This is a genomic window from Stenotrophomonas sp. STEN022 (assembly GCF_056760155.1).
In genome coordinates this window covers 1-21,268 of record NZ_JBRREG010000038.1, presented here as the reverse complement: position 1 = coordinate 21,268, position 21,268 = coordinate 1, and the positions used below count along the sequence as shown (strand labels likewise).

18 protein-coding genes, 1 tRNA gene and 1 pseudogene are annotated in these 21,268 nt (G+C 60.8%); 9 read left to right on the top strand and 11 right to left on the bottom strand.

The window, feature by feature from the left end; all coding sequences use genetic code 11:
* Positions 1-22: 22 nt before the first annotated feature.
* The 3 genes and pseudogenes from ACVOMF_RS09940 to ACVOMF_RS09930 form a co-directional block, all read right to left on the bottom strand.
* A complete protein-coding gene (locus tag ACVOMF_RS09940) occupies positions 23-1,885 on the bottom strand; it encodes a hypothetical protein (RefSeq protein WP_481509124.1) in 1,863 nt (620 codons plus the stop codon).
* Between the two features lie 163 nt (positions 1,886-2,048).
* Positions 2,049-2,354 carry a hypothetical protein gene (locus tag ACVOMF_RS09935; protein ID WP_481509123.1) on the bottom strand — a complete coding sequence of 102 codons (306 nt, stop codon included), beginning with the start codon at positions 2,352-2,354 and terminating at the stop codon, positions 2,049-2,051.
* A 502-nt stretch (positions 2,355-2,856) separates the two neighbouring features.
* Positions 2,857-2,956: pseudogene (locus tag ACVOMF_RS09930) on the bottom strand (prepilin-type N-terminal cleavage/methylation domain-containing protein); the annotation flags it as partial.
* 498 nt (positions 2,957-3,454) lie between these two features.
* Here ACVOMF_RS09930 and ACVOMF_RS09925 point away from each other — a divergent pair.
* The 3 genes from ACVOMF_RS09925 to coaE are packed head-to-tail and all read left to right on the top strand — an operon-like array spanning position 3,455 to position 6,261.
* Positions 3,455-4,714, top strand: coding sequence for a type II secretion system F family protein (locus ACVOMF_RS09925; protein WP_481509141.1), 1,260 nt, complete (start codon positions 3,455-3,457; stop codon positions 4,712-4,714).
* Between the two features lie 7 nt (positions 4,715-4,721).
* Positions 4,722-5,585 carry a prepilin peptidase gene (locus ACVOMF_RS09920; RefSeq protein ID WP_481509122.1) on the top strand — a complete coding sequence of 288 codons (864 nt, stop codon included), beginning with the start codon at positions 4,722-4,724 and terminating at the stop codon, positions 5,583-5,585.
* Positions 5,586-5,643: 58 nt separating this feature from the next.
* Positions 5,644-6,261 carry a dephospho-CoA kinase gene (coaE, locus tag ACVOMF_RS09915; RefSeq protein WP_481509121.1) on the top strand — a complete coding sequence of 206 codons (618 nt, stop codon included), beginning with the start codon at positions 5,644-5,646 and terminating at the stop codon, positions 6,259-6,261.
* A 377-nt stretch (positions 6,262-6,638) separates the two neighbouring features.
* Here the strand turns inward: coaE and ACVOMF_RS09910 are convergent, their stop codons facing one another.
* The 7 genes from ACVOMF_RS09910 to ACVOMF_RS09880 all read right to left on the bottom strand — a co-directional run bounded on the left by ACVOMF_RS09910 (position 6,639) and on the right by ACVOMF_RS09880 (position 15,219).
* Complete coding sequence (locus ACVOMF_RS09910) at positions 6,639-7,979, bottom strand: sensor histidine kinase (protein ID WP_481509120.1); 1,341 nt, start codon at positions 7,977-7,979, stop codon at positions 6,639-6,641.
* Positions 7,972-8,649 carry a response regulator transcription factor gene (locus ACVOMF_RS09905; protein ID WP_057629745.1) on the bottom strand — a complete coding sequence of 226 codons (678 nt, stop codon included), beginning with the start codon at positions 8,647-8,649 and terminating at the stop codon, positions 7,972-7,974. The genes ACVOMF_RS09910 and ACVOMF_RS09905 overlap by 8 nt, the downstream gene beginning before the upstream one ends.
* Positions 8,650-8,793: 144 nt before the next feature.
* Positions 8,794-9,255: a hypothetical protein gene (locus ACVOMF_RS09900; RefSeq protein WP_481509119.1), complete on the bottom strand. Its 462-nt coding sequence runs from the start codon at positions 9,253-9,255 to the stop codon at positions 8,794-8,796.
* Between the two features lie 220 nt (positions 9,256-9,475).
* Positions 9,476-10,351: a 30S ribosomal protein S6--L-glutamate ligase gene (gene rimK / locus ACVOMF_RS09895; protein WP_481509140.1), complete on the bottom strand. Its 876-nt coding sequence runs from the start codon at positions 10,349-10,351 to the stop codon at positions 9,476-9,478.
* Positions 10,352-10,614: 263 nt separating this feature from the next.
* Positions 10,615-12,267 (bottom strand): group II intron reverse transcriptase/maturase, encoded by a 1,653-nt coding sequence (ltrA, locus tag ACVOMF_RS09890; protein WP_164106453.1) that lies wholly within the window; start codon positions 12,265-12,267, stop codon positions 10,615-10,617.
* 15 nt (positions 12,268-12,282) lie between these two features.
* Positions 12,283-12,356, bottom strand: a tRNA-Gly gene (locus ACVOMF_RS09885).
* Positions 12,357-13,431: 1,075 nt separating this feature from the next.
* Positions 13,432-15,219 (bottom strand): autotransporter domain-containing protein, encoded by a 1,788-nt coding sequence (locus tag ACVOMF_RS09880; protein WP_481509139.1) that lies wholly within the window; start codon positions 15,217-15,219, stop codon positions 13,432-13,434.
* A gap of 176 nt (positions 15,220-15,395) precedes the next feature.
* On the opposite strand from ACVOMF_RS09880, the gene thiS reads away from it, so the two are divergent.
* The 5 genes from thiS (at position 15,396) to ACVOMF_RS09855 (ending at position 20,199) form a co-directional block, all read left to right on the top strand.
* Positions 15,396-15,596 (top strand): sulfur carrier protein ThiS, encoded by a 201-nt coding sequence (thiS, locus tag ACVOMF_RS09875; protein WP_481509118.1) that lies wholly within the window; start codon positions 15,396-15,398, stop codon positions 15,594-15,596.
* 285 nt (positions 15,597-15,881) lie between these two features.
* Positions 15,882-16,676: a thiazole synthase gene (locus ACVOMF_RS09870; protein WP_282272409.1), complete on the top strand. Its 795-nt coding sequence runs from the start codon at positions 15,882-15,884 to the stop codon at positions 16,674-16,676.
* Complete coding sequence (gene trmB, locus ACVOMF_RS09865) at positions 16,676-17,428, top strand: tRNA (guanosine(46)-N7)-methyltransferase TrmB (protein WP_481509117.1); 753 nt, start codon at positions 16,676-16,678, stop codon at positions 17,426-17,428. Before ACVOMF_RS09870 ends, trmB begins: the two co-directional genes overlap by 1 nt.
* Before the next feature lie 124 nt (positions 17,429-17,552).
* Complete coding sequence (locus ACVOMF_RS09860; protein ID WP_481509116.1) at positions 17,553-19,400, top strand: SLC13 family permease; 1,848 nt, start codon at positions 17,553-17,555, stop codon at positions 19,398-19,400.
* Between the two features lie 43 nt (positions 19,401-19,443).
* Positions 19,444-20,199, top strand: coding sequence for a hypothetical protein (locus ACVOMF_RS09855; RefSeq protein ID WP_481509115.1), 756 nt, complete (start codon positions 19,444-19,446; stop codon positions 20,197-20,199).
* Between the two features lie 11 nt (positions 20,200-20,210).
* Here the strand turns inward: ACVOMF_RS09855 and ACVOMF_RS09850 are convergent, their stop codons facing one another.
* Positions 20,211-20,558 carry a Rieske (2Fe-2S) protein gene (locus tag ACVOMF_RS09850; protein WP_481509114.1) on the bottom strand — a complete coding sequence of 116 codons (348 nt, stop codon included), beginning with the start codon at positions 20,556-20,558 and terminating at the stop codon, positions 20,211-20,213.
* Between the two features lie 173 nt (positions 20,559-20,731).
* Here ACVOMF_RS09850 and ACVOMF_RS09845 point away from each other — a divergent pair, with 173 nt between their 5' ends.
* Entirely contained in the window at positions 20,732-21,013 is a 282-nt protein-coding gene (locus ACVOMF_RS09845) for a hypothetical protein (RefSeq protein WP_481509113.1), read from the top strand.
* The last annotated feature ends 255 nt before the right edge of the window (positions 21,014-21,268 follow it).

Sequence of the window (21,268 nt, the reverse complement as noted above, 5' to 3'; positions counted from 1 at the left end):
TCGCGAGCCATATCGAGAAGGCTCAGTGCGCATCGACCGGCGCCACCAGAGGCACCACTCCGCCACTTGCAAGCTCAGCCTCCAACTCCGCAGCCCAGTCTGCACGCCCCTGTCCTCGCATCTCGGTGATGGTCTCAAGTGCAAGCGGGTCGTCCGCAGCCGCGCCCTGCACCGCTCGCTTGAAGTACGCCAACGCCTGCTCCGGTTGATGGCTGTGACCAAGTATGAAATAGCCAATAGCCGTATTCTCACCAGCATCCAGATGCAGTCGTTGACTGAATATCTCCAACGCAGAAAAAACACCGGCTTCATCCAGCTTTGCGCCAGCCCGCACGTTGTTGATGATTATCCACAACGACTGCCGATTCTCCGGCCCCATACTCACCGAGCGCAATCGTTCCAGATATTTCGACCAGTCCTGCGCTCGAATATCGCCGCGCGCGCTCTTGAATATAATAAAGTTTGTGAAGCTGGTCAGCGAATAAGGTGCTGCTTGTGCGCCCTTGCCGCATGCATCGATCGCATCGTCCAGCTTTGGATTATCTGCCAGCTTACCACCACCCATCGCATAGTAGGTCAGGCAGAGGCTGTTCCAAGCGCGCGCCGAATGGGGTGCCAACTCGCTACTGGCCAGCGCCAAACCTAGCCTACTACCCCAGTCGTGGGCACGCATCGCGGTAGCACTAGCCATCAACGCAAGCAGCAAGCCGCAGAGACCCAGCCCAACCGCTGCGGTGATCCGCAGGCGTCGCGCCAAACCCATCAGCATGTCAGCCATCGCGAGCACGACACCGACCAGACCGAGGTGGTTTCGGTGCTCGAATGCCAGCTCCAGATTCAAGACATTGCTGGTAATGAAGTGGCTGGCGAAGAAAAGCAGAATTCCGAATGCGAACAATGGCCGCCGTAAACGCAATCCCCAAGCTGCACCCAACAGAGCAACGATCAAAAGTACCGATGGCAAGGTTGTCACCGGCTGCAACAACCCCCGTGATGGAACAATCCAGTCGTAGTAGAACGGCATGCTGGCCGGCAGCGGAACTACAATCTGCCCAAGGTGCATCATCAGGATGCGCGCCTGGGTCAACAAACGCTCGTAGCTGGAAAAGTCCCGCCCCGGGTAGTTACCCCATTCCCAATAGTGCGGCACGACTACCAGCGCATAGAAAAGCAACCCCGCTGCGGCCGCCATCAGGTAACAGTTCCGCAGTCGACGTGAAAAAACAGGGCTGGCCGACCGGAACTGTATCACCGTCAGCTCCATCAGCAGGCAATAGACGGGCAATAGAACCGCATCTTCCTTGCACCCCAGTGCCAACAGCCACAGCATAAAGCTGACCAGAAAACTCCTGCGCCCCGATTCCCCTTGCATTTGTGCCAACCTGCCGCGCAGGTAACACCACATCGACAGCACCAGAAACAGTGTTGCGAGCGTCTGCATACGCTGCACGACATACAGCACAGACGACACTTGGAGTGGATGAACAGCCCAGGCCAGGGCAACCAGCAATGCAACAAGCCTGGCAACACTGTCGCGCATCCCCGTCGCCAGCAACAGCAGGTGCAGAAACAAGGCCAGTCCGCAGACAGTAAGCATGTGAATGAAGATATTGGTGCCCTTGAATGCCCCGGGCTCACCACCACCACGCCAGTAATCCAGTGCAAACGTAAGCGTCGGCACAATCCGGCTCAGGCCACCTGGTTGCGGGCTAAGAATAACGCCCTTAATCGCAGGGACACTCAGCTCGTGAAGATGCACACCAGGGTTATCGACGATGTTGGAACCATCATCCAAGATGAAACTACCACTTGATCCCGGCACGAACAGCAAGCCAGCCAGCACACCGCAGATCAAGCCAATGAGAATGAAACCGCGCGGGGTCATGGTTTTGAAAAAGTGCACAGGCAGTCTGAACCCGCAGATAAGGATTGGAGAGAGTACACCCGCAACCACCCGCACGCGGGGCCAATGCTTATCGAAAACAACTACGACCAAGCGTCGGGGGTCAACGGCTCCGGACGAATCACCCGATCGAATGCATCAGCAACTAACGAATGATCTCGCAGTTGGCTGTCAGCATGTCACAGCGGGTCTGCCGGCTGCCAGGACGTTTCGGGGTGCCAATGATCGGCGTACTCATATTGGTAGCGGTATCAGCTGCAGAGCAAGCGCTTTGCGGCGGCGCACTGGGCGGTAGCTCATTGTAAAGTGCCGCCAACGCAAAGTTGGCGTAGTTCTTCATTTCCATCTGGCACGCACCCTCGGCCGACTTGATCCGATACTGGTTGTATGCCGGCAACGCGATTGCAGCCAAAATCGCGATGATCGCCACAACGATCATCAGCTCGATCAAGGTAAAACCCTTTGCGTATCTAGACATAGCCTCTTCCCCCAAAAAGACGCATTGAAACCCAAATCAACAAATGACCTGACAGCCGCGATTGCAATCATCTCGCAGCAGCCACCATGACAAGGTCACGGCAAGCAAGCTGATGCGCTTCTGGCACAAAGTTCCAAGGTCCACCCATCTTGTCAGGCCTTCAAAAAAAACCCCTCCTTTACGGAGGGGTCTCTCGACATCACTGCAAGCGCTGGCAATTACGGCGCAGCAGCGCCCGGCTTGCCGCAGGTAGCGGTATCAGCCTTACAAATGGTCGAAGCCTTGCCCGGAGCCTTCGGCGCAAAGGTGATCGAAGCAGCATTGCTGACATCGGCGGCGGTCAGAGCAGCGGTCGGCGAACTGCAAGCCTTGACCTTCGGAGCCTCAACGGTCATGTCGGACTGGGCAGCAGCAACGGCGGAGTTCATGTAGGCCTTGGCTTCTGCCTGGCAGGCGCCATCAGCCGACTTCACGCGATAGTTATTGTAAGCCGGCAGCGCGATGGCGGCCAGGATGGCAATGATCGCAACCACGATCATCAATTCGATCAGGGTAAAGCCCTGTTGCTTCTTCATGAGTACATCCCCTAGAGGTTTGGATTGTGAACATGGTTGCAGACAGATGTCTGCTCGCATGGGGTTACAAAGCAGATTGCGTGCCAACTATTCGACAGCCCACTGCTCCCCGCAGACAATCATGGCAGCATCGCCGAAGAAAGGAAGCCCCATGGACGCGATTCAGGAACAGCACCACAAGGTGACCCGGAACGTCACCTTGTGACGCAATTGCGCAGGCCAGCTCGGCAAACAAGGCCCCAGCCACCTGCTGCGGAGCTACCTGGGAGTGGGCGCATTGCAGCAAAGCCAAGCAGAGGGCCGCCTGTTCGCACCCCAGTGAGAACAACCGCCTCCAAACTACCGGGCGGCGGTCGCAGCCACTTCAACATCGGCCAGGCGGGCTGCAATGTGACCTACCCCCCCAAAAAAGCTTGCCCCCAGACTGTGCCTACAGCCGTTTGACGAGCTACCATGCCGATGTTGTCTGGCCTGGGGATGGCCGGACGGGGAGAAAAAATGGCCGTTACCCGCAACGCGATCAATAAAGAGCCGGCTGGACGCAACACCAGCCAGATGTTGCCGTTCGTCTGGGAGGGAACAGACAAGCGCGGCGTGAAGATGAAAGGCGAGCAGGACGCCAAGAACGCGAACCTGCTGAAGGCTGAGCTGCGCCGCCTGGGCATCACCCCAACCGTGGTCAAGCCCAAGCCAAAGCCGCTGTTCGGGGCCGCCGGCAAACCCGTCAAGGCAAAGGACATTGCGTTCTTCAGCCGCCAGATGGCGACGATGATGAAGTCCGGCGTGCCCATTGTCAGCGCATTGGAGATCATCGGCAGCGGCCACAAGAACCCGCGCATGGCCAAACTGGTGGGCACAATCCGGGCTGACCTGGAGGGCGGCTCGTCCCTGTACGAAGCCATCAGCAAGCACCCGGTGCAATTTGATGAGCTGTATCGCAACCTGGTGCGCGCTGGCGAAGGTGCTGGCGTACTGGAAACCGTCCTGGAGACTATTGCCAACTACCAGGAGAACCTTGAGTCACTGAAAGGCAAGATCAAGAAGGCGCTGTTCTACCCCGCCATGGTGATCGCGGTAGCCATTCTGGTCAGCTCCCTCTTGCTCTTGTGGGTTGTTCCGCAATTTGAGGATATCTTCAAGAGCTTCGGCACCGATCTACCCGTGTTCACCCAGATGATCGTGGCGGCCTCACGCTTCATGGTCAAATGGTGGTGGGCACTATTGCTGCTTGCGATCATTGTTATTGGCGGAACGACCTTCCTTTACAAGCGGTCGCCCAAAATGCAGCACACGCTGGATCGCTTGATCCTCAAGGTGCCGATAATCGGCCAGATCATGCATAACAGTGCTATTGCCCGCTTTGCCCGCACCACTGCCGTTACCTTCAAGGCCGGCGTACCGTTGGTGGAAGCCTTGGGCATTGTTGCTGGCGCCACCGGCAACAAGACCTATGAAGACGCCGTGTTACGCATGCGTGACGACGTCTCGGTTGGCTACCCGGTCAACATGGCGATGAAACAGGTGAACCTGTTCCCGCACATGGTGGTGCAGATGACCGCCATCGGCGAGGAGGCCGGCGCCCTCGATACCATGCTATTCAAGGTGGCCGAGTACTTCGAGCAGGAAGTCAACAACTCAGTGGACGCGTTGAGCAGCCTGCTGGAGCCCCTGATCATGGTATTCATCGGTGTGGTCGTCGGCGGCATGGTCGTTGGCATGTACCTGCCAATCTTCAAACTTGCTTCCGTTGTTGGATAATTAGCAAATGGCTTTTCTCGACCAGCATCCCGGCCTCGGCTTTCCCGCCGCGGCCGGACTGGGACTGCTGATCGGCAGCTTCCTCAACGTGGTGATCCTGCGCTTGCCCAAGCGCATGGAGTGGCAGTGGAAGCGCGATGCGCGCGAAGTCCTCGAACTGCCCGACATCTATGAGCCGCCGCCGCCGGGCATCGTGGTGGAGCCTTCGCACTGCCCGCACTGCAAGCACAAGCTCAGCTGGTACGAGAACATCCCGCTGTTCAGCTGGCTGATCCAGCGCGGCAAATGCCGGCATTGCCAGGCACCGATCTCCATCCAGTATCCGATCGTGGAGCTGGTTACCGCCTTGATGGTGTTGGCCAGCGTCTGGCAGTTCGGTTTCGGCTGGCAGGGCTTTGGCGCGATCGTGCTGAGCTGCTTCCTGGTGGCGCTGTCCGGCATCGATCTGCGCACCCAGCTGCTACCCGACCAGCTCACAATTCCGTTGATGTGGCTGGGCCTGATCGGCAGCATGGACAACCTGTACATGCCCACCAAACCTGCATTGATAGGCGCCGCACTTGGCTACCTGTCATTGTGGACAGTCTGGTGGCTGTACAAACAGATAACCGGCAAGGAAGGCATGGGCCACGGCGACTTCAAGTTGCTGGCGGCATTGGGTGCCTGGTGTGGCTTCAAGGGCATCCTGCCGATCATCCTGTTGTCGTCGCTGGTGGGCGCCATCATCGGTTCGATCTGGCTGTACTCGCGCGGCCGCGACCGCGCTACACCCATCCCGTTTGGCCCCTACCTGGCCATCGCCGGCTGGCTGGTCTTCATGTGGGGCGACCAGATGATAGGCAGCTATATGCGACTGGCGGGCCTACAGTAGTAGGCCATCGCAAGCGACAATGGCCTCTCAAGGGCCATTGTCGTTTTGGAGTCATTGCATGAGCAGCTTCATCGTTGGACTGACCGGCGGCATCGCCTCGGGCAAGAGTGAAGTCAGCCGGCGCTTCGAGGCCCTTGGCATCACCGTGGCGGATGCGGATATCGCAGCGCGCGAGGTCGTGGCAATTGGCAGCCCCGGGCTCGCGGCGATTGCCGAGCTGTTTGGCACCCAGGTTCTGCAGGCCGATGGCAGCCTGGATCGGGCCTACCTGCGCCAGCGCGTGTTCGCCAACCCCGATGAACGCCGCGCGCTTGAAGCCATCACCCATCCCGCCATCCGTGCCCGCGTGCGCGGCATTTGTGAGGCCGCGACCAGTCCTTATGCGATTGCGGCCATTCCCCTGCTCACCGAAGCCGGCGGGCGAGCAACCTATCCGTGGCTGCAACGTCTCCTGGTGGTGGACGCGCCGGAGGAGGTACAACATGCGCGCCTGCTCAGCCGCGACAACATTGATGCCGCGTTGGCGGAACGCATGATCCAAGCGCAAGCCAGCCGCGCGCATCGCTTGGCATTGGCTGACGATGTGATCGTCAATGATGGCCATCCTGATGCGTTGCAGGCGCATATCGAAGCACTGGATGCGCGCTATCGGGAGCTTGCCGCGGCGGGGCGATGACTCAAACCAACTGTGGAGCGAGCCACCGCTCTGCGTCGCTGATGCTGTTCACTTCAGTGCCACCACGTTGCCAGCATCCAGAGCAGTCGATGCAGCGGCCCACTGCCTGCATGTGGGAGCGGCGTAAGCCGCGAAACTGGCGTTACCAAAACACCATCGTCTGATGATGTGCTTGCTTCGCGGCTTACGCCGCTCCCACAAAAACGCCAATACCAGCGGCCTGACATCGGTTTCCGGGTGACTCCAATGCTGAAGTGAACAGCATTGCGCCCCTCGCCCCGACCCTTGCGCCGCCGCAAGGCCATTCGAGTAGCAGCGAACCAGCGCTTCGCCCCTTACTAGTTGAAAAGGGAGCGACATCTCTACGATCCCCCTGATCAGGCTTGCTCAGGTGAAAACGTCAGCGTCGCAATCACACCGCGCTCCGTGCCCGGGCGTATATCCACCTGCCAGCCGTAGAGCGCGCAAAGTCGGCTGACAATGGACAAGCCGATACCGCCGCCCTGCGAATGCCCGGCATGTGTGCCGCGATAGCCGCGCTGGAACAGGCTGGCGGCATCTTTCTCGCTCAGGCCAGGCCCGTTGTCGATCACTTCCACGGCATTGCTGCCCACCCGCACCAGCACCCGGCCTTCCTGCGAATACTTGACGGCGTTGCCAATCAGATTACCCAACGCCACCGACAACGCCGACTCTGGCGCGTCGATCACCAGCTCACGCGAGCCTTCCAGCGCCAGTTCCAGCGGCTTGCCACCGAGCTGGGCACGGTGCGATTCCAGCAACTGCTCGGCAACCCGGGCTACGTTGCTGCTGCCTTGTGCGCGCTCATTGCGCGACAACAGCAGCAGCGAGCCGATCAAATCACTGCATTGCTGCTCCGCGCGCTGGATGCGCTGCAGGCGCTGCAGCACTTTGTCATCAATGCCAGGACGGGCGAGCAATAGCTCGGTAGCCCCTCGAATCACCGCCAGCGGCGTACGCAACTCATGACTGACGTCGGCATTGAACTCACGGTCGCGCTGCACCACTTCAGTCAGACGTGCCGAGTAATCGTCAAGCGCCTCAGCCAACTGCCCCACCTCATCGTCGGGAAAGCGCGGCGCAAGCGGCTCAGGATGGGCGTTACCGCCACGATAGGCGCGCAAGCGTGCGGCGAGGTCAGACACTGGCCGCATCACCCTTGAGGCCGACCACCAGCCCAATACCCAGGACAGCAAGCTGAAAATGATCACCGACAAGAACAGCGCCCGGTTGAGCTGCTGCTCGCCACGAAGCGCCTGCCCCATGTCGTAAGCGATGAAGAACCACGCATCCGGCGTCTTGCGTACACCAACCTTGTAAGAGAAGGGCTTGCCCTCGGCATCCTCACCGCTGATGGTGTGGATGCCGTCCTGCAAACCTTCCCATTCGGGATAGTCTCGGCGCAGGCTATCAAGCTTGTCAGGACGGAACAGGAAAGCACGCATCTGCTGGACCGGCGCAACCACGTCGGTACCGCCACTGCGCATGTAGCTCTGCCAAGAAGCATCGAGGTTGCGGTTCATCACATCTTCGACGAGCTGGTTCTCCACGCGCATCCGCGCCCAGTTCGTGGCAAACGCAAAAAGTGCCGTCAGGCAAAAGCCCAACAGCACAAACGAGACGATGATGCGGCTGCGCAAGCGGCGACGGTAACGCCCCCGCTTACGAACAGGTTCGGGCAATGCAGATTCAGGCATCGGGTGCGGAGATGCGGTAACCAATACCGTGACGGGTCTGGATCATCGGCACTTCAAACGGCTTGTCCACCACTGCGCGCAGGCCATGGATATGCACGCGCAGCGAATCCGAATCCGGCAGCTCTTCACCCCAGACACGGGTCTCCAGCTCCTGCCGCGTAACCACCGCCGGCGAGGCTTCCATCAATGCCTGCAGTATCTTCAACGCGGTCGGGTTGAGCTGCAGCAGCTTGCCTTGACGGCGCACTTCCAAGGTGTCCAGGTTGTACTCCAGATCACCTACTTCCAGCACCCGGGTATGTGCCCCCTTGCCGCGTCGCGAAAGTGCATTGAGCCGCACTTCCACTTCCTGCAAAGCAAACGGCTTGATCAGGTAGTCATCGGCACCAGAATCGAAACCGGCCAGCTTGTTGTCCAGCGAATCGCGTGCGGTAAGCATCAACACCGGCGTCTGCTTGCGCGCATCGTTGCGCAGCTTGCGACAGACCTCGATACCATCCATACCCGGCAGGTTGAGATCCAGCACGATCGCGTCGAACTCATGCACCACGGCCAGGTGCAGGCCGGTCACGCCATCGGCGGCGAAATCGACCGTATGCCCACGATCCTCAAGGTAGTCACCAAGGTTGGCGGCGATGTCGCTGTTGTCTTCGATTACAAGAATGCGCACGTGTGCGGGGACCTTATGTCTTGAAAAGTACAAGCGGGCACGAAGCCCACTTGTTGGGGATTACAGCACAGCCAGCGTTAACTCCTCACATCCAAGCCGCAGACACGGACTACCTCGATGCAAGGTTCTGTTTGGCCATGCAGATCAGTCTGCCACTTTGAAACCACTACTCTGCGCAGACTGCATACGGCTTTGTGAATCCCTTTTCATACGTTCGCGCTGCGCAACCGTGAAACATTGCGAAGAAGTCATCTGTGAACCAATGCTCTTTTCACGCCTACAGATAAGCCGGCTGTCCTGGCGCGCCTTGGTCAGCAAGGTGTTGACCAGCTCCTGGTCACTGAACACCTGTGCCTTGCTTTCGGGGGAGAGCGACTCGGCACTACCTTCCCCGATCAAGCCGGACATGCGATCAAGCGCCGTAACCACGCGCTGACGGTCGTCTGCCGATATCTCGCTATATACCTCGCCGCCCTGCAGGTCCGCGCGCACCTTCTGTTGCTGCACTTGAAACGACTCACCTGCTCGAAACGGAACTTCAGCCGGCTTTGCCAAAGCAATGCCAGGCCCCATCAACAGCAACGCCAACAACAGCTTCCGGGACATACGCTCACCCTCCTTAGATTCATTCCACTCTAGCGCTGCTTAGGCCTTACAACAACATAAAGAATCCTCAACAAAAACAAGGCCCCGACGGAAACCGCCAGGGCCTTAAAAATTCCCGATCACCGGACCCACTGAGGAGGGCTGGGCACAGTGGAAACAGGCTAGGGCCAGCCGGATTAAAGGCTTGTTAAAACCATGCAAAGAAATTGCATCCCCGGCCTCAGCGCTTGAGGCTGGTCACGTATTCGATCATCCGCCCAGCTATATCGTCACCCGAAACCCCCTCGATCCCCTCCAGCCCCGGGGTGGAATTGACCTCCAGCACCAAGGGCCCACGCTTGGAGCGGATCAGGTCGACACCGGCGATGCCAAGCCCCAGCGCCTTGGCCGAGCGGATCGCCACCTGCTGCTCGGCTTTGCTGCACACCACTCGTTCGGCAACGCCACCGGCGTGGAGATTGGAGCGAAAGTCCCCTTCCTGCGCCTGGCGGCGCATGGTCGCCACCACCTGGTCACCCACCACCAGACAGCGCAGGTCCGCGCCCTGCGCCTCGGCGATGAATTCCTGCACCAGGAAGTTGGCGTAAAGCCCTCGCAAGGCCTCGACGGTGCCCTTGGAGGCACTGAGCTTCTCGGTGAGGATCACCCCTCTGCCCTGCGTACCCTCGCTGAGCTTCACCACATGCGGCGGCGGCCCCAGCATCGACAGCAGGTCATCGGTATCGTCGGGATTGTCACCGAACACGGTAACCGGCATGTCGATACCCTTGGCCGCCAGCAGCTGGTGCGCGCGCAGCTTGTCGCGCGCGCGCAGGATCGCATCGGACGGATTTGGGGTACGTGCTCCCATCATTTCGAACTGGCGCAGCACCGCCGTGCCGTAGCGGGTGATCGAGGCACCGATACGCGGGATCACCGCGTCTATCCCGGTCAGCGCCTTGCCCTTGTAGTGCATGCCAAAGCCACTGGAGGTAATGCGCATATAGCAGCGCAGCGGGTCGAGGATGCGCACGGTATGGCCACGTGTGCGTGCAGCCTCGACCAGTCGACGGGTCGAGTAGAGCTTGGTGTTACGGGAAAGAATGGCCAGTTTCATCGCGGCGGGAGTGGTCGGTAGGCGCGCAGCATATCGCGGCATTACCGTATCCGGATGATCTGAATCATGGAGTTCCTGCCGGCCGTTATGGCCGTGTGAGCCGGCCTGCTGCCGTACCCCGATCAAACCCATCATCTGCTCTGGAACTGGAGCGGGCGAAGGGAATCGAACCCTCGTCAGTAGTCGGGTGGGAAGGTGGCCTCGCGGCCACCCTCCCCCCTCAGAACCGTGCGTGAAAGTTACCCTTCACACGGCTCAAGCAGTCACGAACCCCCTTCTTCTATGGGAGGGGGCGACAGCCGTAGCCTGGCACGGGCGTGAAGCTGCTCGTGACAGGTGGTGTGGAGCAAAACGAGGTTGGAGAGGCGGTCAGACCCCCCGTACACCCTGAAAACCTTGTGGTGGATGTGCCAGCTGGTGCTGGTCAGTTTCCGCCCACAGCAGGCGCACTTGGCCTCTTGCTTTGTCCAAAGCCATAGCAGTTTCCTTTTCCCGGTCAGCGAGCGCTTCATGCGGTACTGCAACCGCTGATTAAAGTAGCTCTCGTCTTTGGGGTCGTAGGGGCTAACGTCAGACCGCACCTTGATGTACTCGCCGACCTTGAGGGACGACAGGCGCATCAGAGTGTGTTTACCAACACCGAAGATCCAGTCGCGGGACTTGTCGCGCCGGAAGTACCGACGTTTGATCCAACGGAGACCTTTGGTGGGGTGACGGCGTTTGGCCCAACACCAGACCGCGTGGTGGATAAGGTGATCCAATCTTGCGAACGGTTCTGAAGCGTTCACGACTTGGTGATACATGCCCCACCCCCGAATGATCGGGTTAAGGACGTGCAGTACGTCGTCTTGGGTGGATCCCCGCAGTAGCCGGAGCTGGCTGCGGATCTTAGCCATGAAGGCGTTGGTGTTTTGTTTCGACGGCCTTCTAAGGAGGAGATTTCCAAATTTCCGGAAGTTCCATCCCAAGAAGTCGAAGCCTTCGTCCATGTGTGTGATCTTCGTCTTGCTTTCGGAGAGCGTGAGCCCTCTTTCTGCGAGGAACTTGACGACGATCGGCTTGACCTTGCGTTCCAGGATCTCCGCAGAGGCTCCTGTGATGACAAAGTCGTCTGCGTAGCGGACGAAGTTGCACTTGTTGCGGCGTGGGAGCGCATCGATGAGCCGGCCCAATCCGTCAAGGACAATGTTTGCGAGCACGGGGGAAATGATTCCGCCCTGTGGTGTACCCGCGTCCGTCGGAAACAACTTACGGTCTTCCATGAAGCCTGCTTTCAGCCACTGCGACAGCACATGCCGGTCAATTGGTACGTGTTTCATCAGCCAGTCGTGACTGATGTTGTCGAAGCAGCCTTTGATATCCCCTTCCATCACCCAGCGTGAGCTGGTCTTCGTGCTCAGACAGGTCTTCAGGTGGGCGGCAGCGTCAGCTGTCGACCTGAAATTACGGAACCCGTATGAGTGAATGTCCCCATATGCTTCGGCGACGGGGTCGAGCGCAAACAGATACAGCGCCTGCATTGCTCGATCTTTCATCGTCGGTATACCGAGAGGGCGGGTGCCACCTCGGGCCTTGGGGATGTGGATTCGGCGAAGCGGTTTTGCCTTGTATCCCTTACGTTGCAGGGAGTTGATGGCATTCCACTTTGCCGCAGGTGTCGACCACGTTGCACGGTCTACACCCGGGGTACGACGGCCTTGGTTCTCCGTGACTCGACGTACAGCCGTTGCTTTGGCTGCAGTTGAGCGGACAAGTAGTTTCTGTAGGCGTGTGACCCTACGCCACTGCTTATCCTTGGCTGCCTTCGCTATTCTTGCCTGCATCCTCGACACAGCGCAGCTTGTGGCTTTCCAGTTGATGGAGTGCCAGTTGCTGAGGTGTGAGGAGGCGACATCACCATCGATGATGGCGTCCATATCTACCTCCTGGAGTGGAGCGGGTGAAGGGAATCGAACCCTCGTCAGTTGCTTGGGAAGCAACAGCTCTACCATTGAGCTACACCCGCCCAGAGCCCGTCAGGGGATAGACGCCCCAAAGGGGAGTCGTTCCCCGTTGGGTGTGAGTTTGCGAAGCCTGTCTAGCGACAGACCACCCGGTGGAAGTCAGCACCCTTTCGGGTTGGGGCGATCTTTTCATCCCCTATCCCCTCGATTACAGAGAGGCGTTCGCTTACTCCACCATCCTATACCCACTTGGTCATCGTTTCTCCTTGCGGAGAACCTAGTCGCCGAGGCGACAACCAGTTGGGCTTACCACGTTCCGTACATGCAACAGAGTACCTAGGATCTCGCCTTTTCGCCGGAGGTGCAATTGTCAGCGTGTCTCTACCAAGCAGAGAAACATCCGACCTCGTCCCGTTTTGGGTAGGGCCCAGTCGCAGTTGGCCCGTCTAGCTTGACGACGTTTATATGGCGATTCGTTTGTACTGATCCTTGATACTCAGCCTAGCGCCTACTCGGTTACGACTACCGAGGTCACGAGTCCTCCCTCACGGGAGAATCGTATCCGTGAGGATGGCTACATTAACGGAGAGCTTAGCACCGGAGAATTACTTCTCCCGCACCACTCCTTGGCTACCGGTGGCTGAACACCGGGTTGGTTCGACAACCCTTGGCAGGGTGGACGACCAACAATTGCATGCACAGCCTTCGCCGTGCCAGTAGGGATGTACTCCTACCGTTCAACGTATCGTCCACCGTGTTGCTGGGGGACGTTTTGCTGTCAGACCGAGATCTGTACAGCTGTGGCCAGGAAACCGCCTGGTCGGTTGAACGTGCGGCACGGCTCGTGTCGCACGCTTGGGAAGCTACAGCTCTACCATTGAGCTACGCCCGCTTTGGCGAGGGTGAAGTCTATTCGTGACGCTGGGACAAAGCAACGGCCAGCCCAAAGCACTTCACATTGCGGAAAACGGTTGCTACGCGCGCCTTCTGCAGCCGGATTTCGCCGTTGGGCCGCGATACAAACAACTGTTCTGCAAGCACTTGATGCATCCCGCTGCCAAAACAAAAAGAGGCGATGCCGCAAACGCGGCACCGCCTCCCACACACAACATCGTAATCCGTTCCTATTACAAGAACTTAGAAGCTGCCGCCAAAGCTCGCGAACACCGTCGCGTCGCGTGCGGATTTCTGCATCGTGGTGGTGCTCAGGCCGATATTGCTTTCCAGACCGAACAGGTTCAGACGCGCACCCAGCACTGCAGTGGCGTAATTGCGATCGAACTCCAATCCCGGCACCTTGTACATCCCGACGTCCGCCATGGTCTGCAACCAGGCGCTGGCCTGCTTGCCGTCCTCGAATTCATGGTCGTAGGTGACCTGCACGTAGGGCTTCACGTTGCCGCCATCGAAGCGAGCCTGCCAGCCGATGCGGCCAACGGTCGAATCCAGATCCTGGTCGCCATAGCCAAACGCAGTTGCGCTGGTATTGCTTTCAACGTAACCGTCCAGCTTCACCTTCTGCCAGACCACAGCGGCCACCGGACCGTGACGGAAGCCACCGGCCTGGCCGAACTCGTAGCCGGCGTTGATCGCTGCGGTCAGGTTGCTGCCATCCGGCGAGCCCTTGTGCTCACGGGTAGCCGGACCGAGCTGCACCTTGCGGGTGACGTCGTAACCCAGCCAGCTGTAGCTCACCTGGCCATTTACCCAGGCGCGCTCGCCGTACCAGCCCGCGAACAGACCCAGCGTGGTGTCGTCCTGGGTGAAGTCGCCCTTGCTGTTGCCGAAATCGGCACTCATGCGGCCATAGCCGGCGAAGCCGCCCAGCACCATGCCATCACGCGCCCAATCGACGCCGAACAGGCCCGCAGGCGCCATGCCGTCATACAGATCAGCATGGTCGTAGCGCTGCATGTCACCGCGAACATTGCCCCACCAGCTCAGACCATCGGCCGGACGCGAACCCAGATGTGCGCCAACCTGATCGGCACGCGCACGGCCAGTGGTCTGCGCCGAATGGCTCAGGATCTGCTGCAAACGCGGCGCTTCCAGCACCGAGATGGTGTACTGGCCGAGAATCTGATGGGCAGCGGTGGTCGGATGCACACCATCGGCGAACACATAGGTGTTGTTTGCATTCGGCGCAACCAGACTCAGCGGAGAGCAGGTCAGCGACGAGGCCGAGGTGCAGGCCATGTTGCTGACGTTGGTGAAACCGTAGGTTCCCGGATTGGCGACGATTTCCTGCAGGATGGTGAAGGTATCGACCGGAATCACCTGCAGCCCGGCCTGCTTCAAGCCACCAAACAGGGCATTGTTGTAGGTTTTGGCCAGCGCAGTACCCTGCGCCATGCCGACAGCACCGCCGGCGCGTGACGCCGGGGTCAAGCCGATATCGGGCAGCGTCGGGACCATCACGTATTGGGCACCGGCAGCCTTCAGCGTGCCGACAATGCCGATCTGGTCGGTCACCGCCGCGCCGATGATGGCCTGCGCCTGGGTCGGTGCCGCCTGCACCGCGAACAGATCGTTCGCACCGCCCCACACCGTGTACAGCGCGTTGGCGTCAGCCTTGCCGCCGTTGGCTGCCAGATACTTGGTCATCTGGGTTTTCATCGACGGTGTTGCACCCAGTGCACCCACCGTGTCCACACCCACACGGGCACCGCCAACAGCGTAGTTGTCGCCGGTCTGGCCGTTGCCGTTGGGGCTGGCATTGGTGCCGTACTGGTCAGCGATGTAGTCCGCCCACACCCAGCCCGGGTTGGTGGTGAAGCGACCCACCAACGAGGCATTCGGATCCAGTTTCACCAGCACAGGACGGAAATAACCGGTATCGGTCAGGCTGTCACCGAAGAACACCGTCTTGGAGTACGGCGACTGCGCCATGGCCGGCACCGCGGCCAAGGCAATGGCGACAGCCACGGCAGCACGCAGCGGGCGAAGGGAAAGAGACATATTGAACTCCTGGGTGGGGTAAGCCGCAGACATACGCTGCCGCACGTTGTTATGTTTTCATTACCGCGCAAGACACACACGCTGCGCCGCCGCAAACTGTCTGCCGGCTGGGCTTTTGTGGCTCGGCTGGCGAGAATGGCGGCATGAACATCCATCTGAATGGCGAACCCCGCCAGCTGCAGCCCAGCTTGACCGTGATCGAACTATTGGCCGCCGAAGGACTGGCCGAGCGCCGCGTGGCAGTCGAGATCAACGGCGACATCATTCCGCGCAGCCAGCATGCGAGCCATCGGCTGCAGGACGGTGACGTGGTGGAAATCGTGCACGCGCTGGGCGGCGGCTGAACCGCCGCAACCAGGTAGTGCCGAGCCATGCTCGGCAGGGGCATCACCGGCGCACCATCAAACTTGTGGGAGCGGCGTAAGCCGCGAAGCTGCCCATACACAAAGGCAGAAAAGCCACCCCCTCCCCAGCCCTCCCCTTGCCTGCGGCAAAGGGAGGGAGCAACAGCAGCCAGCTGCCGGCTCCACCTGTAGAGCGCAGCCATGCTGCGCTGGGGTGTTACCGGTAATGCCCATGCCGAGCGTGGCTCGGCACTACAGATCGGCGGGATGGGTGATAATTCGGGCATGAATGCAAATGTCCCCACCGATTCGCTGGTCATCGCCGGCAAAACCTATTCATCCCGGCTGCTGACCGGCACCGGCAAGTTCAAGGATCTGGAAGAAACCCGCCTGGCTACCGAAGCCGCTGGCGCCCAGATCGTCACCGTGGCCATCCGGCGTACCAATATCGGCCAGAACCCGGGCGAGCCCAACCTGCTCGACGTACTGCCCCCGGACCGCTACGCGATTCTGCCCAATACCGCCGGCTGCTATACCGCCGAAGACGCCGTGCGCACCTGCCGCCTGGCCCGAGAACTGCTGGACGGCCACAACCTGACCAAGCTCGAAGTACTGGGCGACCAGAAAACCCTGTACCCGGATGTGATGGCTACCCTCAAGGCCGCCGAACAGCTGGTCAAGGACGGCTTCGACGTCATGGTCTACACCTCCGATGACCCGATCCTGGCCAAGCGCCTGGAGGAAATCGGCTGCGCCGCGGTGATGCCGCTGGCAGCGCCAATTGGTTCCGGCCTGGGCATCCAGAACAAGTACAACCTGATCGAGATCATCGAGAACGCCAAGGTGCCGATCATCGTCGATGCCGGCGTCGGCACCGCTTCGGACGCAGCCATCGCGATGGAGCTGGGCTGCGACGGCGTATTGATGAACACCGCCATTGCCGGCGCCCGCAACCCGGTATTGATGGCCAGCGCCATGCGCAAGGCCGTGGAAGCTGGCCGCGAGGCCTTCCTCGCAGGTCGCATTCCGCGCAAGCGCTATGCCAGCGCCTCCTCCCCCGTTGATGGGCTGATCGGCTGATGACCAATCCTTTTGACAGCGCGGGCTCCAAGGCACCGCCCAAACCCTTCACCGTGACCGAAGGCCGCCGCGAAATCCGCAGTTTCGTGCTGCGCCAGGGCCGCTTCACCCCGGCCCAGCAGCGCGCGTTCGACGACCGTTGGCCGCGCTTCGGCATCGACTTCAATGGCGAGCCGCGCGACCTGGATGCCACCTTTGGCCGCAATGCACCCAAGGTGATGGAGATTGGCTTCGGCAACGGCGCCGCACTGCGCTACGCCGCCCAGTTCGACACCTCCAAGGACTACATCGGTATCGAGGTGCATGCCCCGGGCGTAGGCCGCTTGCTCAATGCACTGGCCGATGACAATGCCGACAACGTCAAGCTCTACCACCACGATGCGGTCGAGGTGCTGGAGAAGGAAATCGCAGACGGTGCTCTTGATGAGATCCGCATCTATTTCCCCGATCCCTGGCACAAGAAGCGCCACAACAAGCGCCGTCTGGTGCAGCCGGGCTTTGCCGAACTGCTGGTGCGCAAGCTGCGCGTTGGCGGCCGCCTGCATTGCGCCACCGACTGGGAAGACTATGCCGAGCAGATGTGGGGCGTGCTCGATGCCACACCCGGCCTGGTCAACCGCGCCGGCCCGCGTGGCGCTGTGCCGCGCCCGGACTGGCGCCCGCAGACCCACTTCGAAACCCGCGGCCAGAAGCTGGGCCATGGCGTCTGGGATCTGCTATATGACAAGCCCGGCAACACGGACGCCGGCTGAGTGATGAGGACGCGATGACAGCTGCACGCTTCCATGAGATTGCCGAACACGCCGCCTGCGCAGCGTTGATGGCAGAGTGCACTGTCAAACCGTCCCAGCTCTCCTCTTTGAAGTCACTGCCCTGATGGATACCGCGCTGACGCTCACCACCGATATGAAGCTCGTGCTCGGGCTGGTGGGCTTCACGATGGCGATGTTCCTGTTCGAGCGCATCCGCGCCGACGTTGTGGCGCTGGTGGTGATGGTGGTGCTGGGCGTCACCGGCCTGATTGCCCCGGAGGAAATCTTCGGCGGTTTCTCCGGCAACGCGGTGATGAGCATCATCGCCACCACCATTCTCGGTGCCGGACTGGACCGCACCGGCGCACTGAACCGGCTAGCGGGCTGGTTGCTGCGGCGTTCGCATGGACTGGAACAACGGCTGCTGTTGCTGACCAGCGCAACCGCCGGCTTGAACTCCTCGTTCATGCAGAACCCGTCGGTGATGGCGCTGTACCTACCGGTCGCCTCGCGGCTGGCTTCGCGTACCGCGCTCACCTTGAAGCGCCAGCTACTGCCGATCTCCGCCGCCATCGTGATGGGTGGTGCGCTGACCATGGTCGGCAACTCGCCGCTGATCCTGCTCAACGACTTGTTGATGTCGGCCAACAACAACCTGCCCTCAGGCACCGCCACCATCGAACCGCTGCGCATGTTCGCGCCGCTGCCGATTGGTGTCGCCCTGCTGATCGCCTCGCTGCTCTACTTCCGCTTCTACGGCAGCCGCAAACTGCAGGAAGAAGAAACCGAAAGCGAAGACGGCCAGGCCCCTGCCCGCACCGAGAGCTATTTCGCCAAGGCCTACGGCATTGAAGGCGATGTCTTCGAACTGCTGGTCACCGCCGAAAGCCCACTGGTCGGCATGACCGTGGGCGAGGCCGAGAACCTGTTCGATGCCCCGTTGTTCCTTGCGCTGAAAACCGGCGATGACACCCGCCTGTCGCCACCTGCCGACATGCGCATCTGGGTGGGTAGTGCACTGGGCGTAATGGGCCCGCGCCAGCAGGTATCCGATTTCGCGCAGAACCAGTTCCTGCGTCTGTCCTCAAGGCTGAAACAACTGGGCGACCTGTTCAACCCGGCCCGCGCCGGCATCTCCGAGGCGGTCATTCCGCCCACCTCGAAAATCATCGGCAAGACCGCCGGCGAGCTGCGCCTGCGCAAGGAACGCGGCATCAGCCTGCTGGCGATCAACCGCGACAAGCAGGTGATCCGCGAAGACGTGCGCAATACCGCACTGCGTGCCGGCGACATGCTGGTCTTCCACAGCATCTGGCAGGACCTGGCCACCGCCGCGGAGAGCCGCGACTTCGTGGTGGTCACCGACTACCCCAAGGGCGAGCAGCGCCCGCACAAGTTCAAGATCGCGATGGCGATCTTCGCACTGACCATCATCATCGCACTTACCTCGCACCTGCCGGTGGCCCTGACCCTGCTCACCGGCGTGGCCGGCATGCTGCTGACTGGCGTGCTGCGCATGGACGAGGCCTATGCGGCGATCAACTGGAAGACCATCTTCATGATGGCCGGCCTGATTCCGCTGGGCTGGGCGATGGACAGCAGTGGCGCGGCGGCATGGATTGCCGGCCACACCATCGACAAGTTGCCCGCCGGAATTCCCGTGTGGGCGCTGGAGATCGCCTTGGCCTTGCTGACCACCGCGTTCTCGCTGGTGATCAGCCATGTCGGTGCCACCATCGTGATGGTGCCGATTGCTGTCAACCTGGCCTTGGCTGCGGGCGGCAACCCCACTGCGTTCGCGCTGATCGTGGCCTTGTCGGCGTCCAACAACCTGATGACCGCGTCCAACCCGGTGATCTCGATGGCAATGGGCCCGGCAAAATACACCCCGCGCGAGATGTGGCGGGTCGGTGGACCTCTGTCACTGCTGTACACCGTGATCGTGGTGATCATGATCAACATCATGTTCTGAGATACGATCACCTGCCCTGCTTGACCCGGAAAAGGAGATCGCAATGAAACGGATGGCATTGGGAACACTGGGTTGTCTGGCCATGCTCAGCGCCGCTGCCGGGCAGCGCACACCTCCGCAGGCACATTGCATCGATGCACGCCAGATCAGCGGTGCTGAAGACATCAGCTCCAACACGCTCGCAGTGCGGTTGAAGGATGGGCAGCGTTTCAAGGTACAACTCGCACAGGACTGCCCTGCGCCGGAAAGCCGGCTGTCGGTGCGCGGCAGCAAAGAAGGCTGGCTATGTGCAGAACCGGGCGAAAGTCTGGTCATCGGCGACGCACAATGCCCGATCAGCACCATCGAGCCGCTGGATGCCCGCAGCTACGCCGACCTGCTACGCCAGCGCGACAGCCAGGTGGCCACCATGGCCCCCCTGCAGGTCAAGGCCGCAAGCGCGCCACGCTCGCGCGGCTTTCGTGGCACAGCCGACTATTGCGTCGCCATTGACGCCGTCCGCCGTTGGAGCGAGGGCCCACAGGGGATCACCGTCGAAGTTTCACCCAACCGCGCCGCTGGCAATCGCTTCTATCGCATTGAGGTCGCCAGCAGCTGCCCGGCACTGGCCAACGCGCAGACGATGACCCTGGTCTCCGGAATGGGCATCGGCATGGTCTGCGGCCACCCTGGCGACAGGATGGCGTTGGCTCGCCCGGAGCGCGAGCTGATCCGGCCCGGCGATCGTGCAAACTTCAGCGGCCGCTACGACTGCCAGATCAGCCGCGTCTATCCGGTGCTGGACAAGAACGGGAGCTGAGCCTGCAGCGCTCAGCCCAGCAACACCTTGCCATCGCCGACAGATACCGGCACCGCGCGCAGCGAATCGCCCTTGCAAGGGCCTGCCACACAGATACCGCCTTCCAGCTCGAACGAAGCACCGTGCACGGCGCAGACCAGATGTCCTTCACGGCTCTTGAGGAACTGGCCGGGCGCCCAATCCAGCGCGCGCCCGGCGTGCGGGCAGACGTTCAACCACGCCCGCACCGCATCGCCATCGCGGTACAAGACCAAGGTTTCGGCATCCCCATCGATCACCGCCACCACCGCATGAAAGCCTTGATCAGGCACTGCAGCCAGCAGGCATAGTTCGACTCCGGAAGCGATGGCGCTGGACATTGGAACACCGATACAAGTACGGCACTTATTGTCGCATGGGCAGCCGAGGCCAGAACGAAGCTGACTCACGGCATTCTCGCGCCCCCTATTCAGACACCAATTAACGACAACTTCACGCAATTGGCCCAAACGCCCCTGATACTCCACAGCAGACTCAACGTCATAGAGCTTTCATGAACATCCGCTACGTCCAATTCGCCAAGCTGCGCAACCTGTTCGAGCCGCGCAAACCGCGCAACCCGTTGGTGCGCATTGCCTTGGGCCTGCTCGGCATCGCAATTCTTGCGGTGTTGGTGGTCGGCGGCGTGTTCATTGGCGCAGCGATGATCCTGGGCGGCATCGCCTGGAAGCTGTTCGCATCGCGCAAGGCCCGCGCCGTGCGCAAGTCCGATCCAACCGTGGTCGACGCCGAATACCGCGTAGTGCGCAAGGCCGCCCTGCCGCAGCCGCGCTAAGACAGGCACTGTAGTGCCGAGCCATGCTCGGCAGAGGCTTTCCCGGCCAACCGTCCTGTAGCGCCGAGCCATGCTCGGCAGCGGCTTTCCCAGCCAACCGCCCTGTGTAGTGCCGAGCCATGCTCGGCAAGGGCCTTACCGGCGCACTCAGGTTGTGGGGGGGGGGGGTACCCCGCCGGCCGGGGAGGCGGTGAGCCGCCCGAAGGGGCCAAGGGGGGGCCCACCGGGGAGGGGGGGTAGGCCCGGCCGCCCCCA

Bases quoted from the DNA above. Each gene is read 5' to 3' on its own strand.
- ACVOMF_RS09900 (WP_481509119.1), bottom strand. From the start codon at position 9,255: ATGTCCCGGAAGCTGTTGTTGGCGTTGCTGTTGATGGGGCCTGGCATT.
- ACVOMF_RS09940 (WP_481509124.1), bottom strand. From the start codon at position 1,885: ATGACCCCGCGCGGTTTCATTCTCATTGGCTTGATCTGCGGTGTGCTG.
- trmB (WP_481509117.1), top strand. From the start codon at position 16,676: ATGACCAATCCTTTTGACAGCGCGGGCTCCAAGGCACCGCCCAAACCC.
- ACVOMF_RS09920 (WP_481509122.1), top strand. From the start codon at position 4,722: ATGGCTTTTCTCGACCAGCATCCCGGCCTCGGCTTTCCCGCCGCGGCC.
- ACVOMF_RS09925 (WP_481509141.1), top strand. From the start codon at position 3,455: ATGGCCGTTACCCGCAACGCGATCAATAAAGAGCCGGCTGGACGCAAC.
- ACVOMF_RS09855 (WP_481509115.1), top strand. From the start codon at position 19,444: ATGAAACGGATGGCATTGGGAACACTGGGTTGTCTGGCCATGCTCAGC.
- ACVOMF_RS09870 (WP_282272409.1), top strand. From the start codon at position 15,882: ATGAATGCAAATGTCCCCACCGATTCGCTGGTCATCGCCGGCAAAACC.
- ACVOMF_RS09850 (WP_481509114.1), bottom strand. From the start codon at position 20,558: ATGTCCAGCGCCATCGCTTCCGGAGTCGAACTATGCCTGCTGGCTGCA.
- thiS (WP_481509118.1), top strand. From the start codon at position 15,396: ATGAACATCCATCTGAATGGCGAACCCCGCCAGCTGCAGCCCAGCTTG.
- coaE (WP_481509121.1), top strand. From the start codon at position 5,644: ATGAGCAGCTTCATCGTTGGACTGACCGGCGGCATCGCCTCGGGCAAG.
- ACVOMF_RS09845 (WP_481509113.1), top strand. From the start codon at position 20,732: ATGAACATCCGCTACGTCCAATTCGCCAAGCTGCGCAACCTGTTCGAG.
- ACVOMF_RS09910 (WP_481509120.1), bottom strand. From the start codon at position 7,979: ATGCCTGAATCTGCATTGCCCGAACCTGTTCGTAAGCGGGGGCGTTAC.
- ltrA (WP_164106453.1), bottom strand. From the start codon at position 12,267: ATGGACGCCATCATCGATGGTGATGTCGCCTCCTCACACCTCAGCAAC.
- rimK (WP_481509140.1), bottom strand. From the start codon at position 10,351: ATGAAACTGGCCATTCTTTCCCGTAACACCAAGCTCTACTCGACCCGT.
- ACVOMF_RS09860 (WP_481509116.1), top strand. From the start codon at position 17,553: ATGGATACCGCGCTGACGCTCACCACCGATATGAAGCTCGTGCTCGGG.